This window comes from Wolbachia endosymbiont of Phyllotreta cruciferae (genome assembly GCF_918697765.1).
GTDB classification, from domain to species: Bacteria; Pseudomonadota; Alphaproteobacteria; order Rickettsiales; family Anaplasmataceae; genus Wolbachia; species Wolbachia pipientis.
In genome coordinates this window covers 847,470-864,989 of record NZ_OU953855.1, presented here as the reverse complement: position 1 = coordinate 864,989, position 17,520 = coordinate 847,470, and the positions used below count along the sequence as shown (strand labels likewise).

Genomic DNA, 17,520 nt, shown 5'->3' with positions numbered 1-17,520 from the left:
GTTTGCCTCAAACGTAAAGGTGTCATCCCAGTGCCCCTGTGATGTCATTCCAGTGCTTGACACTGGAATCCAGTTTTCCATATAATCTCATCGAAAACGTTGTAACCACTTTCTATGCTAGTTTGCTTGTAAACAAGCAAACTTTCCTGGATCCCAGTGGGCTTTGTTGCATAGCAACTGAAAAAATCTGGTGGCTACTGACAAAATTCATTATAAAATAGCCATTTAACCTTGAAAGAAAAAATATGCCACAAAAAATGAGGGTCAGTAACCATAGCGAATATAACAAATTTCTAGAAAAAAGAGGAAATATTTTTCATTATATCAACGAAGCCATAGAAAAGTGGTACGAGAATGGTCCAAAAATACCAGGTGGCAACAATATTTATAGCGATAAAGTTGTAATTTTGGTGCACATAATAACTTGTTTATTTAGAATAGGCCTGAGGCAAACAGTTGGGTTTATAGCAGGATACCTTGAGCAAATTGGGAAAAATTTGCAAGTTATCAGCTATTCACAATCATCAAGAAGGTTTAAGAAACTCAATATTAAGATCAATGATTGCAGAATTGATAAAAATAATATGGAAGATATCGAAATTACTATAGACAGTACAGGAATTAGTATATACAACAACACTCCTGGTCATAGCAAAGAAAATAGCGAAGATAGAAAGTATCGCAGCTATGAACAGACAAGAAAATTGCATGTAATGTTGAATACAAACAGCAAAAAAGCCATAGCTGTAAAATACAGTAACGGTGTCTACTCTGATCACTATGGAGCTTGTGATTTGCTAAAAGAAGTCGATTTTCAGTATGTCATAAAAGTACTATATGCAGATAGGGCATATGACAGAGAAAAGCTCTATAAGCTGTGTAATCAATATGGTATAAAAACGAAAATTCCTCCGAAAAACAACGCAGCAGAGCATCCAAAATTGGATTATATGCTTGATAGAAATGCCGCTATTCAGTTAATGAAATTACATGGTGAGAATGGTATAAAAAGATGGAAAGAAGAAGTAAATTACGGAAAAAGATCGTATATTGAAGGATTTTTCTCAAGGTTGAAGCGAATATTTGGGTTTAGTTTTAGGAGCAAATCTGAGATTAATCGTGAGAAGGAACTGCTACTCAAGTGTTATTTGCTTAACAAATTTACTGAAATAGGCATGGCTAAGTTTGAGATAGCTTCATGAATTTATTGTACGTTACCTACTATCCGAAGAGCGATACAACAAAGCCATCCCAGTGTCAAGCACTGGGATGACATCATAGGGGCGCTGGGCATAAGTGTTGAAAGTATCAAAAATAACGTGATATGAGATGATCAACGGCATGTAAATTACCTCCCGACAGTAAAACAATCGAACGTATAAAAGAGTCATTTAGATCCAATGTGAATTGCAGTAATGCTATTTTGAACCCATGTAGATTATTTTTGATTTTATAAACAAGAAATAACAAAGCCGTAATAATAATCATGTAAATATACACCTTCATGCCATTCATAGTATGGCTTAAAAAGTGCTTATATCCAAGATTTTGCTTTATAAATTTAAAGAACACTTCTATATCCCATCTGCGCCTATATAGCTCTGTTACTTCATAAGCTGGCATTTCAAACAAGTTTGTCAAAAACCATATTTCATCTCCAATTTTATTTCTGATTTTTATTAGCCGTAGATCATGCTTTTCTGCCACTTTACCTCGTGCACGATAAAGATTAACTATTATATCTTCTAAAATCTCTGATCCATCCGATTTTTGTTCTCTTATAACTTTGTTCCTGCTTATAACATCATGTTTTCTTCCTACTTTAACTCTTGTGATAAATTTGTACTCCTTTTCATCAAATTCGGCAAAAGTTCCAACTTTTCTGATTCCTCTATCAAATAATAAAATATCCTCTTTTTCAACTTTAGCTTCATTAATTGCTCTCACTAATGCTATATCTTCACTACTTTCTTCTTGTCCTTTACAAAATCTTATACTTGTCGGCAATTGATCCTTTAATCCTACACTCACTTTAACTTGACTGTCGTTACTTTTACCGCCTATTTTTAGCCCATCTTTTATGAGATATCCCGATAAATTTATGATCGTCGAATCAAACTTATGTAAGTTATTTGATGTTTTTTGGGGTAATAGCTTTTTAATCTTGCTCATCAAATCAATATATACTCCCTTAAAATATTCTGGATTTATAACTTTTAACCTTTTTGACAAACCACTGTATGTTACTGTACTTTTATCGCTATTCTTATCCATTATACACCTGTTTATTACCATTTCTAGCGCTCTTAGGCTTGTTTTTTGCCCCATTAATATTAACTTCATTAGACCTTTAAATATAATCTTGCCCAACAATTTAGTATTACATTTATCTACTTCACTTAATTTTCCTAGCCTTTCTAAATCCTCATCTTTTATTAAATTTAGTACTCTTTCTATTTGATCCATTATTGCCTCCATTTTCTTGCAATAATAGTTCTTTATGTCTTTTTTGTGTTACTTTCAACACTTATGGGGCGCTGGGATGACATCATAGGGGGCTACTTGGCTGACAACCGTCATCCCGCTACGTGTTAGCGGGATCTCTTGTTAGCGCCGCGGCGGTATATTTGTCATCCCGCTAGCGGGATCTAGAGATACCGCGAATGAATCGCGGTATGACGGTTCGCGGCAGCATGACGATGGTTTATACCTCGTCATTCCGCTACGTGTTAGCGGGATCTAGAGATACCGCGGCGGTATGACGATAAGACACAAAGCCTAATGGAAAAAACTGCGAACGCCAGTGAAAAACATAGCAATTTTATTTTCATTTGCAGCTTTTATCACATCTTGATCTTTCAGCGAGCCGCCGGGCTGAATTATAGCTGTAATTCCATGTTTTGCACTTTCTACTATGCTATCTGGGAATGGAAAAAATGCATCTGAAGCAAGCACTGCACCTTTACATTTTTCACCTGCTTTTTTCACTGCAATGTTCACACTATCTATTCTGCTTGTTTGCCCTGCGCCGATGCCAATAGCACAACCATCTTTTGCTATAACTATTGCGTTGGATTTCACATGTTTACATATTTTCCAGGCAAAAATAAGATCTTCCTTTTCTTTTTCTGTTGTAGTGCACTTTGTTACTTGTTCTGCTTTTATTGTGTGGTCATTATTTTCTTGCACCAAAAACCCACCAACAACATTTTTAATTTGGTATTTCACATTTTGTTGGAAAGATTTATGAATAATCACTCTTAAATTTTTCTTTCTTTGTAAAATTTTTAGTGCCTCATTGTTTACCGATGGTGCTATCACTACTTCCAAAAATATCTCGTTTAATTTTTCTGCTAGCTTTAAATCTATCTCCCGATTTAAGGCAACTATGCCACCAAAACTGCTTACTTCATCACATGATAGAGCCTTTTCATATGCCTCCAAAGCATTATTACTAACAGCAGCGCCACATGGGTTATTGTGCTTTATTATCACTGCTGCAGGCTCTTCGAATTCAGAAGTTATGTTAAGTGCGGACTCTATATCTACTATATTATTATAACTCAACTCTTTTCCATGTATTTTTTCCAGCGGATATTTGGTGAATTGATTGCTATAAAATGCAGCTTTTTGATGAGGGTTTTCACCATACCTTAATTCTTGTGCTTTATGCCCATATAGTGCGAAAAACTCTGGCAACTCATTATTTTTACTCTGGGATAAAAACCAACTGTGAATATTAGAATCGTAGTGTGCAGTGAGAGCAAATGCTTTGGTTGCTAAATATTTTCTATATTCCAATGTTGTTTCATTGTTATTTTTTATCATCTCAGCTTTTAGTGCTTCGTAGTCTTGAATGCTAGAAATAACTGAAGTAAAACGAAAGTTTTTTGCTGCAGCTCTAATTAACGCCACTCCGCCGATATCAATTTGTTCTATAATTTGCTCTTCATTTGAGCCGCTACTTACTGTCTTCCAAAATGGGTATAGGTTAGTTATAAGCAGGTCTATTGGCTCAATACCTAGATTTTGTATTTCCGTTTTGTGTTTTTCTCTATTGCAAAGTATTCCTCCATGAATTTTAGGGTGTAAAGTTTTCACTCTACCACCCAGTATCTCTGGAAATTGTGTGTAATCTGAGACCTCTTGTGTTTTTATTCCTGCACTAGATAGTGCTTTATGAGTATTTCCCGTTGAAAGAATTTCTATTTGTTGCTGCGTTAAAAACGATGCAAGATCAATTATATTCGTTTTATCGTATACTGATATTAAAGCTCTTTTTATTTTCATTTTTATATGGAAAGTTTTTTAAGATTATATCTAAGAAAAGGAAATTTAGCTATTACATTTCTACACTAATTTAAAGCAGTCTATTCTATAAATTTTTTTACCATGCTTGATTTCAAGCCACGAATAAAATCTTCAATACTGCAAGGATTTCTCCCTTCCATTTGTACAACTTTAGGAATTAAAGTGCCACCTTTTAAACTTATGTGCATATTATCGTTAACAATCTTACCTTGTTCTGAAGCGAGAGCTTCAAAGTCAGCATCAAGTATCCTGATACGTTTATTTTCTATCTTAATGAATGCTTTTGGGTAAAACGCTTTAACCTTTCTATAAGCAACTTCACAGGCATCACTTGCATAAATTTTATAGTCTTCCACTTTGTCAGCGTAACATGCATTGTTATCGTTCTGTTTTAAGGGAAGCTGTTTTTCAATTTCGTTTAGCACTTTCAGCAGTAAATCACTGCCTAGCTTAGATAATTTATCATGCAATGTCTTGTAATTATCGTTCTTTTCGATAAGAAATTTTTCCTGTTTTAAAATAGGGCCGGAATCTAATCCTTCATCCAATTGCATAATGCTAACCCCGGTTTCTTGATCTCCTGCTAAAATTGTGTGCTGTATCGGGGCTGCACCACGCCACCTTGGTAGTAATGAAGGATGAATATTAATACAACCATATTTTGGAATATTCAAAATTTCTCTTGGAAGTATCAATCCATACGCGGCAACAACCGCAACGTCTGGCTTGAAATTTCTAAATTTTTCTTGCTCTGCCGAGAACTTTAGAGAGATAGGAGTACATACCTCTATGTTACTTTCTTCAGCGATAACATGTACTGGAGATTTCATTGGCTTCTGTCCACGCCCCGAAGGTTTTGGAGCCTTGGTGTATACTGTCACCACTTCGCTCTTTGATTTCAGTAACAAGCTCAGAGAATTAACAGCAAATCCTGGTGATCCCATGAAAATAATTCTCATGGTGTTTTTGCTTTAAGAATTCTCCGCTAATTTACCACTTACAGTTTCTACTAATTTGGCAAAATCATCCTTATAATTAACTGCCATCTCAGCAAGAATTTTTCTATTTAAATCAATGCCGGCAAGTGTAAGACCATGCATAAACCTACCATAAGTAAGCCCATGCTCTCTTGCTGCTGCATTAATACGTATTATCCATAAGCTACGGAAATCACGTTTACGGGTTCTTCTGTCTCTATAAGCATATTGCAGTGCTTTTTCAACTCTTTGTAATGCAATTCTATAACAACTTTTTGCGCGCCCTCTATAACCCTTTGCCAGTTTCAATATTTTTTTATGACGAGCGTGAGTAGTGACTCCACGTTTTACCCGAGCCATTTTATTTTACCTCCATTTTGTTAAATACCGTAAGGCATATGAAGCTTAACTATACGCGAGTCAGATTTACCAAGAATCGTTGTACCGCGCTGATTACGAATATTAGATTTACTTCTCTTTACCATGCCATGCCTTTTGCCTGACTGAGTAGAAATAACTTTACCCTTAGCTGTAAGGTGAAAGCGCTTTTTCACAGAAGATTTGGTTTTTAATTTTATTTTCTTCATATTCCAAATAAATTTACAAGCACTACTATTGAGTTCTTTAATAGTAATTAAGCATTAGTATAAATAATTTTATTAAAGAATCAAATTAAAATTGTATATTAAAGGAGTTTAAAAGTAATTACGCCCAATATGTGTGTTATACCTTCTTTATTCCCAAGTGGCAACAATACTTGCCTCATTTTAACACTTTCACTTTCTTCCTCTTCATTGATCGGGCATTTACTCTCTATTACAGTATCAAGTTTATCAATAACTGCATCTATTTTATATAGTCGCAAAAATGGTGCATCAATTGCATACTTATTATCAATGCGCGTCTTTTTCTCAAAACCATAGAATTCAACAGCCTTTTCTCCTGCATTTTCACAAATATAACCTTGATCCTTGACTTCAATGACAAAACAATGCTGCCATGATTCCATTATTTCTGCAGTGTCTATTTCATGCCTTTCTGGCCAATCTCTGTCTGATCCTTTTATGTCATTCCAGTGTTGAGTCACCACATTTGCTATTCTTTTTTCTTTGCCTACATAAATTTCCATTCCAATTTCCACATATAAAACACAGATATGAGGTAAATTTATCGTGAATATATTGATTTTTTCTTACCACAAGGTGCATGTCACTAGAAGTTCTGAGATCTAGAGAGTGGTATTGATTTTATTTCCATTACAACTTATTATTTATAGATAACCTCAATAAAAACGATGAAGCTAAACGAAATCAGAGAAAGATTTATAAAATTTTTTGTAAATAATGACCACGAGCAGGTTTCTTCTTCTCCTTTGATTCCAGAACATGACCCAACGCTCATGTTCACAAATGCTGGTATGGTGCAGTTTAAAAATATTTTTACTGGTGCTCAAAAAACTGAAATGAAACGTGCTGTCTCAAGTCAAAAGTGCCTAAGAGCAGGCGGTAAACACAATGATCTGGAAAATGTTGGCTATACAACTCGGCATCACACATTTTTTGAAATGCTCGGAAATTTTAGCTTCGGTGATTACTTTAAGGAAACTGCGATAGAATTTGCGTGGGAATTTATCACTAAGGAGTTATCTCTTGATAAAAACAGACTATCCATAACCGTCTACCATACTGATGATGAGGCGTACGAGATTTGGCGTAAGATAAGTGGCTTTTCAAGTGATAAAATCATAAGAATTACAACGGATGATAACTTTTGGAGTATGGGAAGCACTGGTCCGTGCGGTCCATGTTCTGAAATTTTTTATGACCATGGGAGTCCTCATTTACAAGAGGGCGATAGAATTGTTGAAATCTGGAATCTGGTATTCATGGAGTTTAACAAAGATGAAGAAGGTAATTTACACAAATTGCCAAAAAAATGCATCGATACTGGAATGGGCCTTGAAAGAATAGCGGCTGTTATGCAAAACGTCCATGATAACTATGATATTGATCTATTTTCTGCTCTGATAAGTAAATCACAAGAGTACTGTGGAAGAACGGAAAATAAAATAGCGCATAAGATCATAGCAGATCATCTTCGCGCGGCTGCATTTCTCATCGCAGAAGGAGTGCTTCCTGGAAATGAGGGCAGGAATTACGTATTACGCAGATTAATTAGGAGAGCCACACGTTATATTCACCTGCTTGGATATAATGATTCCCTACTCCATCGTATTTTTCCAGTGTTGATAGATAGCACGAGTTCGGCTTATATGGGAGCTGAATTAGTCAGAGCTAAAAGCTTAATAGAAACGACGTTAAAATCAGAGGAAGAAAACTTTAAAGACACTTTGATGAAAGGTATCAATCTCCTGGAGAAATTCACTACAGATTTAAAATCGGGCGATACTTTGCCTGGAGAATCAGCGTTTAAGCTATATGACACCTACGGATTTCCTTTGGATATTACACTTGATATTTTAAAAGAGAAAAAAATAAATTTTGACCAGAAGGGTTTTGATGATGCAATGGGAGAACAAAAAGAGAGAGCACGTGCTAAATGGGCTGGATCTGGTGAAAAATCTGTTGAGCAAGTATGGTTTGATTTGATCAATAAATTTGGCAAAACAAAATTTGTTGGTTATGAGTTCAATGAAGTAAGTGATGCGAAAATACTAGCTATAGTTTCCTCTAAAAATGAAGTAATTGATTCTGCAAAGGAGGGAGAAAAGATAACCATTATACTTGATAAAACACCTTTTTATGGCGAGTCAGGTGGACAAGTGGGAGATACTGGCAGTCTGATCAAACCTGGTAGAAGTATTATTATAGTCGAGAATACCAATAAGGTTAATGACCTATATTTGCACAGATGCATAGTTAAATTCGGTTCAATTTGTAAAGGTGACACAGTTACAGCAAGCATAGATAAGGAAAGAAGGCAAACCTTAAGGAGAAATCATTCAGCTACACACCTTTTGCACTTTGTATTAAGAAAAATCTTGGGTGATCATGTCACTCAAAAAGGTTCCCTAGTTGCACCGGATAAGTTACGATTTGACTTTAGTCATAACACTCAAGTTACTCAGGATCAGCTATTCTTAGTAGAAGATATGGTAAACTCTCTAATCAGAGAAAATCTTTCCGCATCTACAAAAATTCAAAGCATGAATCAGGCAATAGACGAAGGAGCTATGGCGTTATTCGGTGAAAAATATGGCAACCAAGTAAGAGTAGTGAAGATTGGAGATTCAAGGGAACTGTGTGGTGGCACACACGTTGAACACACTGGAGAAATTGGTTTATTTAAGATAGTAACAGAAAGTTCTGTTGCTTTTGGAGTGAGAAGAATTGAAGCTTTAACTGGTCAAGAAGCAATCAATTATGTACGTGATAATGAAATTAACTTAAAAAAAGTTGCAGAATTCGTAAAAGCGCCAGCAAGTGAAATAATAAACCGATTAAATATTTTAAATCAAGAGCGCAAAGAATCTGAAGCTAAAATAAAAAATTTATATAAAAAACTTATAAGCGCAGAGAGCATAAAAAGTACTGAAATAAATGGAATAAATTTTGTAAGTCATGCTTTTACCAATATTCCAGCGAATATAATAAGAGAGTTTGTTTTGCAGCAACAAAAACCAAAAACGATAATAGCTTTCACGGCAACAGAAAAAGATAAAACAGTCTTGATTATTAAAGTAAGTAAAGACTTAATCAATGAGATTAGCGCAAAAGAACTAATATCCATAGCAGTTGAAAAGAACTGTGGTGGGAATGCTGAATTTGCACAAACAGGCTGTGATAGCAATAAAATAGATGATGCCATTACAGCCATTTATAGCAAAATAGCAGCTTCTAAGCACTCTACGTCATACCACCACGAACCGTCATACCGCCGCGGCGCTAACAAGCAGCGGGATACTTAACCATCGTCTACACCGTCATACCGCGATTCATTCGCGGTATCTCTTAGCCGCTAACAAGAGATCCCGCTAACAAGCAGCGGGATGACGAATTACTATGCCGCCGCGAACCGTCATACCGTTGCAAACCGTCATACCGCGATTCATTCGCGGTATCTCTTAGCATAGATCCCGCTACCTGTTAGCGGGATGACGGTTGTCAGGCTAGCTGTCATCCAAGTAGCTCGACTACTTGGATCCAGGAAAAAGAATGGTGTCATGAAAGTAGCTGACACTGATTCCTTTATGATGGTGTCATCCCAGTGCCCAGACACTGGGATCCAGGAAACTTAATTGCAAGTAATGCATTGGATTTGGTGAGTATGGGTTTTGCGTTATAGAATGAAGCACTTTTGGTGAATTTATAAAGAAAAATGGATCCCAGTGGGCTTTGTTGCATCGCTAGCTATAATGGATTAAAGATAAAAAAGGTGGAGAATATCAGTAGCTTATTATTCTGGTATTTACAACAAGAACGGTCAGTGAATACCTAAATTTGAGTAAAAGAAATTTCACTACCACTCACTAATCCGGCTAAAATTCAAGAATTTCAATGCTTTAGCTATTTTCAATAGAATTAAATTTATTAATATAAATAACAAATTACTATTCTTAAATTTGATCAGATTGATTGCAAAAAAACAAGATTTTCAATAAGTTGCTTATAATCCTAATTATAGTTAGCCTTTCATAAGTAGCGATGCAACAAAGCCATCCCAGTGTCAAGCACTGGGATGACAAGGTATAAACCTTATCGTCATGCCGCCGCGAACCGTCATACCGTGATTCATTCGCGGTATCTCAGCCGCTAACAAGAGATCCCGCTAACAAGTAGCGGGATGACGGTTGTCGTTCAGCCACAAACATTAAGAAATTTACCAAATGAAAAAAAGGCAAAAGAAGCCCCGTGGTTATTATCCGCTTTAAAATATTGGCGTTTTTTATGTTTTAAACGCTTGACAAGCGAAATTCAGCTGCTTTTAATTGCAACTAACTTACGCTGCAAACGTTTAAGAAATTTACTAAGCAGAAAAAAAGACAAAGAATCCCCGAGTTAGCTAGTCTTTTACTATCTCTGTCGAGTATTGGCATTTTTTGATGTCTTGTAACGCTTTATAAGCGCGTTCAGCTTATTTAGATAAAAATCTAGATGTAGATGAAGTTTTGTAAAGACATACAGTATCTATATACTGCAAAAAATTGAACATAAGACGCCGATACATTAAGTAATCCTTACCTTTTAATCTGCAGATTGGCGAAAGCAAATACAATAGCTTCAGTTTCATGATAAGGGGGCTAGCGGAGTTTGTCAAGGAATTCTTATTAAAACTAAAGAGCTCAAATGAAAGGAGGTAAACTCTAAAGTATACATTTAGTAGCGCTTTCTATGAGAGAAATCGTATTACCTATTCCGTAAAGCTTTATGAAAGATCCCATTCTTGGACCGGTTTTTTGGCCAAGTAACGTTTCATATAATAGCTGAAACCAGTCACGTAAGTTGGTGTAATCATATTTTTTTCCAATAGAAAATACCTGAGATTGAATTTCTTCAGCAGTAGCAGTTGTAGATAGAGAATGTAAAGTGTCCTTCAAATCTAGTAACGCTGCTTTTTCTTTTTCATTTGGAGTTTTATATGATTTTGTTGGCTTGATAAAATCGTGATAATACTTTACTGCAAAGTCTGAAAGTCTATCAAGCATTTTATTATTTTCTGGTGTAACGTTTGGTGCATAAGAGGATATAAAACCCCATAGGATCTCTTTGTTTTCAGCATTACAAGCTGCTGCTAGGTTTAAAAGTAGTGAGAAATTTATGCCTGAAGTTTCTATACTGGGAACATTGCCCTGGTGAATGTGCCAAGCAGGATTATTTATATCCTTTTCTTTGTTCTCATGATAACGCTTTACAAATTCTAAATATTCATCAGTTGATTTTGGTATCACATCAAAATATAAACGTTTAGCTTTTTTAGGACTCTGAAAAATGTACAATGCTAAGCTCTCTGTTGGTGCGTAAGTTAGCCACTCTTCAATTGAAATGCCATTTCCTTTTGATTTTGATATTTTCTTTCCTTCTTTATCAAGAAAAAGCTCGTAGCAAAACAGAAGTGGTGGCTTTTCTCCAAGTATTTCACATATTTGACTTGAAAGCACAGCAGATGGAGTTAAATCTTTTCCGTGAGCTTCGTAATTTACTCCAAATGCGGCCCACCTCATTCCCCAATCAGGTTTCCATTGCAGTTTACATTTTCCTTTTGTCACTGGAACTTCTATTTTTTCCCCGTTTGGGTCTTCATATGTGATTGTTCCTTTCTCTGTATTTGTTTCAATTACTGGAACTTGTAAAACTTGAGAAGTTTTTGGGCATATTGGCAAGAATGGACTATAAGTCTGCTGTCTTTCTTCCCGAAATGATGGAAGCATTACGTCCATCACTTTATCATAATTTTTCAGTAAGAGTAAAAGTTTTTCATCGTAAACGCCAGATTTATAACACTCTGTTGCACTCCTGAACTCGTATTCAAATTCAAACATATCAAGAAATTTACACAACAATGAATTCATATGATGACCATAACTCTGATGAGTGCCAAATGGATCAGGTATCATAGTCAATGGTTTATTTAAGTGCTCTCTTAGCATCTCTTGATTTGGCACATTATCTGGTATTTTTCGCAAACCATCCATATCATCTGAAACTGCAATGATTTTGGTTTTTATACCAGGAGCTATTTTTTTTAATGCATTTACAATAACTGTAGTGCGGAAAACCTCTCCAAAGGTTCCTATGTGGGGTAAACCAGAGGGTCCATAACCAGTTTCAAATATTATTTCTTTTTTATTAGGAAACTCTTGCAATATTTTTTCTGCTTCTTGAAATGGCCAACTTGTCATTATCGGGATTAAACAATGTATCTTAACTTAAAGTGCTACTAGTTTCAATGGATTTTTACTATAATGATATAGTATTAGTGTTAGAGCTATTATTAGAAGGTTAAAGATATGTCCACAGGTAGTATACAAACAGATCAATTATTTAAGGGTCTTACAAGACCTGCAATGCTCTTTGGTGTGAGTTATATGTTTGCAATATTAAACGTCCTGATTTGCATGCTAATTTTCATTAATTCAAATGATTTAAGAGTGATTCTCTTAATGTTACCAGGTATACATGGACTTGGTTATATAGCTTCTGCAAAAGAACCGTTGTTTATTGAATTATTTATGGTAAAATTGGGAAAGTGCTCGAAATGTTTAAATCGTTTTTACCATGGAGCCAATTCTTATGATATTGCTTAACGTTGTGTGATGCTGAGGTTTAGGGCTATTCAATCAAAGAATAAATCTACTCTGAACAGGGAAGTTCACGCTGCTGAATTTATTCCTTATTCTTGCTATTGGAATAGCACAACCTTGATGACAAAAGAAAATTGGTTGGTTAAGGTTATAAAATTAAGTGGTTTTACATTTGAAACTGCCGATGACGAGGATTTAGTCATACAGAACAACATCAGGAATCAGATGCTAAGAAGCATTTCATCTCCGGCATTTAGTTTGTATTTTCATACTATCAGACGTAAGAAAAATATTTTTTCTGATGAATTTGCAAGTCAAGGTTTGCCGAATTTTTTCGCTAATCACGTAAATCTAAAATGGAGAGAAAAACACGCAACAAGGCAATCATTTATTAATGACCTATACATTACGATTATCCGTAGAGCGGACACAAAAGGAGTAGAATTTTTGTCACATCTACTAAAAAAATTCGGACATGTAACTTCAAAACATGCTTGGGAAAGTGATATACGTGCCACGTATGAAGATTTAGAGGAAACGACAAATCGTGTAGTGACAAGCCTTAGAAATTATTCGCCTAAAATTCTTGGAGTAAAAGAAACTCCAGATGGTTTGTTCTGCGAAATAATGGAGTTTCTATCTAGAATCGTAAATTGTGGCTTCGTTACAAATACGCTTTTTCCGCTAAGAACTGAAATATCAAGATACTTACCAGTACATAGGTTATTCTTTGGCCGTAAGATGATACAGGTTGTGACTCATAATGAGAGTAAATATGCTGGAATAATTAGTATCAAAGAATATGGAAATCATACTTCTGCAGGAATGCTTGATTCGTTTTTACAACTTCCTTACGAGTTTATAATTACGCAATCTTTTCAATTTATAAACAGGCAAATGGCGATTGGAAAAATGCAGATACAGCAAAATCGAATGATACAGTCTGCAGATAAAGCTATTTCTCAAATAGCAGAAATTTCTCAAGCGCTTGATGACGCAATGAGTGGTAAGATTGCGTTTGGTCAACATCACCTGACTATTTTATGTATAGAAAAAAGTCCTAAATCATTGGATAACGCTCTGTCGTTGGTAGAATCAGAGCTTTCTAATTGCGGTGTTTACCCTATACGTGAGAGAGTTAACCTTGAACCAGCATTTTGGGCGCAAATTCCTGGTAATTTCGATTATATAGTGAGAAAAGCTACAATAAGTAGTCTTAATTTGGCTGGATTTGCATCTCAACATAATTATCCTACTGGTAATAAATTCAATAACCACTGGGGAGATGCCGTTACAGTTTTTGACACGACATCTGGTACTCCATTTTTTTTCAACTTTCATATAAGGGATGTTGGACACACTATGATAATTGGCCCAACTGGTGCTGGTAAAACTGTTTTAATGAATTTCCTGTGTGCCCAAGCGATGAAGTTTTCTCCAAGGATATTCTTTTTTGATAAAGATCGCGGTGCAGAGATTTTCTTAAGAGCACTTAGTGGTATCTATACTGTAATAGAACCAAGAACTAAAACAAATTTTAATCCTTTACAACTTGATGATACCTCTGATAATAGAACATTTTTAATGGAGTGGATAAAGTCTTTAATTTCGGTATATAATGATAAATTTACTTCAGAAGATATTGCACGAATTAATGATGCAATTGAAGGAAATTTTAAATTAAGAAAAGAAGACAGATTCTTGAGAAACCTCGTACCGTTTTTAGGGCTTGCAGGTCCTGATACTCTAGCTGGGGCAATATCTATGTGGCATGATAATGGTTCTCATGCTGCAATATTTGACAATAAAGAAGATTTGCTAGATTTTTCACGAGCAAGAGTATTTGGTTTTGAGATGGCTAGCTTGCTCAAAGATCCTGTTGCTCTTGGACCGGTCTTGATTTATTTATTTCATAGGATTAGTATATCTCTTGATGGCACTCCATCTATTATCGTTCTTGATGAGGCATGGGCGTTAATAGATAATCCAGTTTTTGCACCCAAGATAAAAGACTGGTTGAAGGTACTGAGAAAACTAAATGCTTTTGTGATTTTTGCTACTCAGAGTGTTGAGGATGCAAGTAAAAGTACTATTAGCGATACGCTTGTACAACAAACAGCGACACAGATTTTTTTACCAAATCTGAAAGCTACTAGTGTCTATCGGGATGTTTTTATGTTAACTGAACGTGAATATATATTAATTAAGCACACAGATCCGAGTACTAGATTCTTTTTGGTGAAACAAGGAGTCAATGCTGTAGTAGCTAGAATAGACTTAAAAGGCCTGGATGATATAATCAACGTATTATCCGGACGTGCAGAAAGTGTTCTATTGTTACACGATATATTAAATGAAGTTGGGGACAACCCAAAAGTATGGTTGCCTATATTTTATCAGAAGGTAAAAAATGTTTAAGACTAAGCTGTCATTGCTATTAATTGCGATATTTTTACTAAATATAGACTTTTTACTCTCATATCCAGTGCTTGCAGATGGAGTAAGTGGTACTGACAAGACAGAATTTGTTAGCAGATTTAATTCCACTGGCAGTTTTAGTCGTGCCTCTAATCCTGATTGTGGAGCGTTTAAAACAGCTGCAGCACTTGCTGGAATAGCGATTGCTGTTGGCGCAATATTTACTGGCATTGTTTTGATCGTTTCTTCTGCTGGTTTGTTTACCGCTCTTGTTATTGTTGGAATGATAGCTGCAATTGTTGGAGTCTGGAAAGCGATAGGAGGGCTTGTTGTTTGTGAACATAGTTTTGTTAAACACCCAGTTGCACGTGATCATGATGGAAAATACAAAAATTTTAAATTAGAAGACACAGGTTATAGTGGCTGCACCAATGAAAATTACCAAACAGAAGAGGAATATTTTTCTTGTTTGCAAAATAAAGCTCGGGAAGACGTGAACAAAAAAGATTATGACGGGAAAAGAGCAGAAAAAGAAGCCTTAAATTCTAACGTTCAGGAGAGTACAGAGAGTTATTACTGGCCAAAAAACGGTGTGCAATACAGTGAATATATAGAAGTATGTCATCGAAACCCTTTAACTTTTGGTAATCTTTTTAACAAGAAAGACTTTGATTTCAGAAAAGAAACTGGATACATAGATTTTGATGTCAGGGAGAAAGATACTGGATATGTAGATGGGTCATGGTCCCCGAAGGTTGATGGTGAGCTGAAATGTAAAGTTCTCAAAGCAGGACAGAGCGAACCCATACATGGAGCTACATTTAAAGCAGTAAGAAAAATGGGCAGATTATGTGTGGAGTTAGCAAGTGTGAAAATGCTTGGTATCGAAATGACTCCTTGGCCGCAAGGGGTTGATATGGGGTGCACGGAATTGCCACCTGACCCGATTGCTCCTATGTGTGAAAAATCTGTGATGATTTTCAAGGATAAGGCCAGTGGTAATACTGATAAGCCAATAGAAATTGATCCCAAGAAAGATTACAAAACTCTGATAAGGGAAACGGAAGAAAAAGGAAAAGTTTTTGTAGGTTATGATAATGCTGGCTGTTTTAGCTCGTATGTCTCTGAAGCTTGTTATAACCAGGCAGGGAGTAAATCATTAGCTCCTATTCCCGTAACTTCTATGATAGTGCAATGCATTAAGGAATCGTTAGATAATTTAGTTGCAGGTATTGATTCAAGTGGCAGCCCACTTAAGGGTCAAAATGGACATAACAAGGGCAGTTTCTTGTCTGTAGCACAAAAGAGGTTGAAAAACACTGTCACTGCTGTTTTGGTTTTAGCTTTAATACTGTTCTCTATAAAAGCCATGTCTGGTGGAGTGCGCAGCCCACAAGAAATGTATATGTTGATCATAAAATTCGCTTTAGTGATTTACTTCACAACAGGCAGTACCATGTCTCATTATTATGGAGAATTAACTCGTCTCTCAAATGGTTTGTCAGAGATAGTGCTAAAAGCATCATCTGAAAGTAAAGGCATATGTAATTATAAAGCAGGTACAGATTATGAATATACTCGTGCAGGAAAGAGGGTATCTTACAGTTATCTTGCACCTTGGGATAGGCTTGATTGTAGAATTTTATTTTATTTAGGTGCCCCTTTAGATGGAATTGGTGGCAAAATTGGTACTGGAGGTGTTGCAACGTTAGCAGTCTTGCTTGGTGCTGCTCCTGTCTTATTAGTTGCAGGTTCGGTAATCGGTATTATTTTTGCTGGTGGACAGATTTTAATAGCTCTTGTTGCTATATTTATGGCCATTTTGCTGATGATGGTTATTTTGTGGCTGTGCTATGTATTTATTTTATCTCTAGTTGCTTTGAGTGTAATCATCATTTTATCACCTTTGTTCATCCCTATGGTTTTATTCCAACACACCAAAGGATATTTTGACGGCTGGGTAAGAGAATTGATCACCTATAGCTTATACCCGGTTATCCTTTTTGCGTTTTTGTCTTTTATGTTTATAGCATGTGATAAAATCTATTATAAAAATTTAAATTTTGAACCGGATAAGTCATATGAAAATAACCAAGCAAAACCCTCAGCTAGTAAGAAAAAACAGTGGTTTAAATTGAGAGATGGGGAATGTGATAACAATGAAACTACTCTTGCATGTATGATGCAAAATTATAGCTTTAAAAAGAGCAGCATACTTGGTCTATTTGATTTTACATACATGGAATTTGGCAGCTCTCTCATCGGAGAATTATTAAAATTGTGTTTAGTATTATTCCTCTTTTACCACTTTTTAAACATTCTTCCTGGCATGGCTGCTGAACTTGCTGGTAACCATAGAGCAGCACTTGGCTCAGGTCATACACCTGGACAAATGGTGGGCAAAGCTTTATCTGCTGCCAAAGCTGCTGCTGGGGGTGTTGCTGGAGTTGCTGGTGCTGCTGCTAAGAAGTTGAGTGGTGGAGACAAGAGTAAATCTCGAGGTTCTGGTTCTAGTAGCTCCGAGAGTGTTAACAAAAGCACTGAATGAGTTGG

At 35.8% G+C, this 17,520-nt stretch carries 13 protein-coding genes; 6 read left to right on the top strand and 7 right to left on the bottom strand.

Annotation, left to right across the window (positions count from 1 at the left end; translation table 11 throughout):
- Positions 1 to 245: 245 nt before the first annotated feature.
- The gene (locus NL281_RS04010) at positions 246 to 1,202 is read left to right on the top strand and encodes an IS5 family transposase (RefSeq protein WP_253303449.1); all 957 of its coding nucleotides are present in this window, start codon (positions 246 to 248) and stop codon (positions 1,200 to 1,202) included.
- Between the two features lie 106 nt (positions 1,203 to 1,308).
- On the opposite strand, the gene NL281_RS04005 is transcribed toward NL281_RS04010, so the two are convergent.
- From NL281_RS04005 to NL281_RS03980, 6 genes are all read right to left on the bottom strand, one after another.
- Positions 1,309 to 2,478 carry an IS4 family transposase gene (locus NL281_RS04005; RefSeq protein ID WP_253303197.1) on the bottom strand — a complete coding sequence of 390 codons (1,170 nt, stop codon included), beginning with the start codon at positions 2,476 to 2,478 and terminating at the stop codon, positions 1,309 to 1,311.
- A 300-nt stretch (positions 2,479 to 2,778) separates the two neighbouring features.
- Positions 2,779 to 4,290 carry a bifunctional phosphoribosylaminoimidazolecarboxamide formyltransferase/IMP cyclohydrolase gene (purH, locus tag NL281_RS04000; RefSeq protein WP_253303678.1) on the bottom strand — a complete coding sequence of 504 codons (1,512 nt, stop codon included), beginning with the start codon at positions 4,288 to 4,290 and terminating at the stop codon, positions 2,779 to 2,781.
- Between the two features lie 80 nt (positions 4,291 to 4,370).
- Positions 4,371 to 5,270, bottom strand: coding sequence for a methionyl-tRNA formyltransferase (gene fmt / locus NL281_RS03995; RefSeq protein WP_253303677.1), 900 nt, complete (start codon positions 5,268 to 5,270; stop codon positions 4,371 to 4,373).
- 12 nt (positions 5,271 to 5,282) lie between these two features.
- A complete protein-coding gene (gene rplT, locus NL281_RS03990) occupies positions 5,283 to 5,648 on the bottom strand; it encodes a 50S ribosomal protein L20 (protein WP_006279340.1) in 366 nt (121 codons plus the stop codon).
- Between the two features lie 20 nt (positions 5,649 to 5,668).
- A complete protein-coding gene (gene rpmI, locus NL281_RS03985; protein WP_007548610.1) occupies positions 5,669 to 5,875 on the bottom strand; it encodes a 50S ribosomal protein L35 in 207 nt (68 codons plus the stop codon).
- Positions 5,876 to 5,973: 98 nt separating this feature from the next.
- Positions 5,974 to 6,417, bottom strand: coding sequence for a PAS domain-containing protein (locus tag NL281_RS03980; RefSeq protein WP_010962890.1), 444 nt, complete (start codon positions 6,415 to 6,417; stop codon positions 5,974 to 5,976).
- Positions 6,418 to 6,582: 165 nt separating this feature from the next.
- On the opposite strand from NL281_RS03980, the gene alaS reads away from it, so the two are divergent.
- Both alaS and NL281_RS03970 read left to right on the top strand, forming a co-directional pair.
- A complete protein-coding gene (alaS, locus tag NL281_RS03975; protein WP_253303676.1) occupies positions 6,583 to 9,216 on the top strand; it encodes an alanine--tRNA ligase in 2,634 nt (877 codons plus the stop codon).
- Positions 9,217 to 10,091: 875 nt separating this feature from the next.
- A complete protein-coding gene (locus NL281_RS03970; protein WP_253303675.1) occupies positions 10,092 to 10,310 on the top strand; it encodes a hypothetical protein in 219 nt (72 codons plus the stop codon).
- Positions 10,311 to 10,611: 301 nt separating this feature from the next.
- Here NL281_RS03970 and NL281_RS03965 read toward each other — a convergent pair whose 3' ends face one another.
- Positions 10,612 to 12,147, bottom strand: coding sequence for a lysine--tRNA ligase (locus NL281_RS03965; RefSeq protein ID WP_015589250.1), 1,536 nt, complete (start codon positions 12,145 to 12,147; stop codon positions 10,612 to 10,614).
- A gap of 108 nt (positions 12,148 to 12,255) precedes the next feature.
- On the opposite strand from NL281_RS03965, the gene NL281_RS03960 reads away from it, so the two are divergent.
- Genes NL281_RS03960 through NL281_RS03950 form a run of 3 tightly spaced genes read left to right on the top strand, consistent with a single transcriptional unit; the run spans position 12,256 to position 17,515 of the window.
- Positions 12,256 to 12,552 carry a type IV secretion system protein VirB3 gene (locus NL281_RS03960; RefSeq protein ID WP_007548615.1) on the top strand — a complete coding sequence of 99 codons (297 nt, stop codon included), beginning with the start codon at positions 12,256 to 12,258 and terminating at the stop codon, positions 12,550 to 12,552.
- 9 nt (positions 12,553 to 12,561) lie between these two features.
- Positions 12,562 to 14,967 (top strand): VirB4 family type IV secretion/conjugal transfer ATPase, encoded by a 2,406-nt coding sequence (locus tag NL281_RS03955; protein WP_253303723.1) that lies wholly within the window; start codon positions 12,562 to 12,564, stop codon positions 14,965 to 14,967.
- A complete protein-coding gene (locus NL281_RS03950) occupies positions 14,960 to 17,515 on the top strand; it encodes a TrbL/VirB6 family protein (RefSeq protein WP_253303674.1) in 2,556 nt (851 codons plus the stop codon). Before NL281_RS03955 ends, NL281_RS03950 begins: the two co-directional genes overlap by 8 nt.
- Positions 17,516 to 17,520 lie beyond the last annotated feature (5 nt).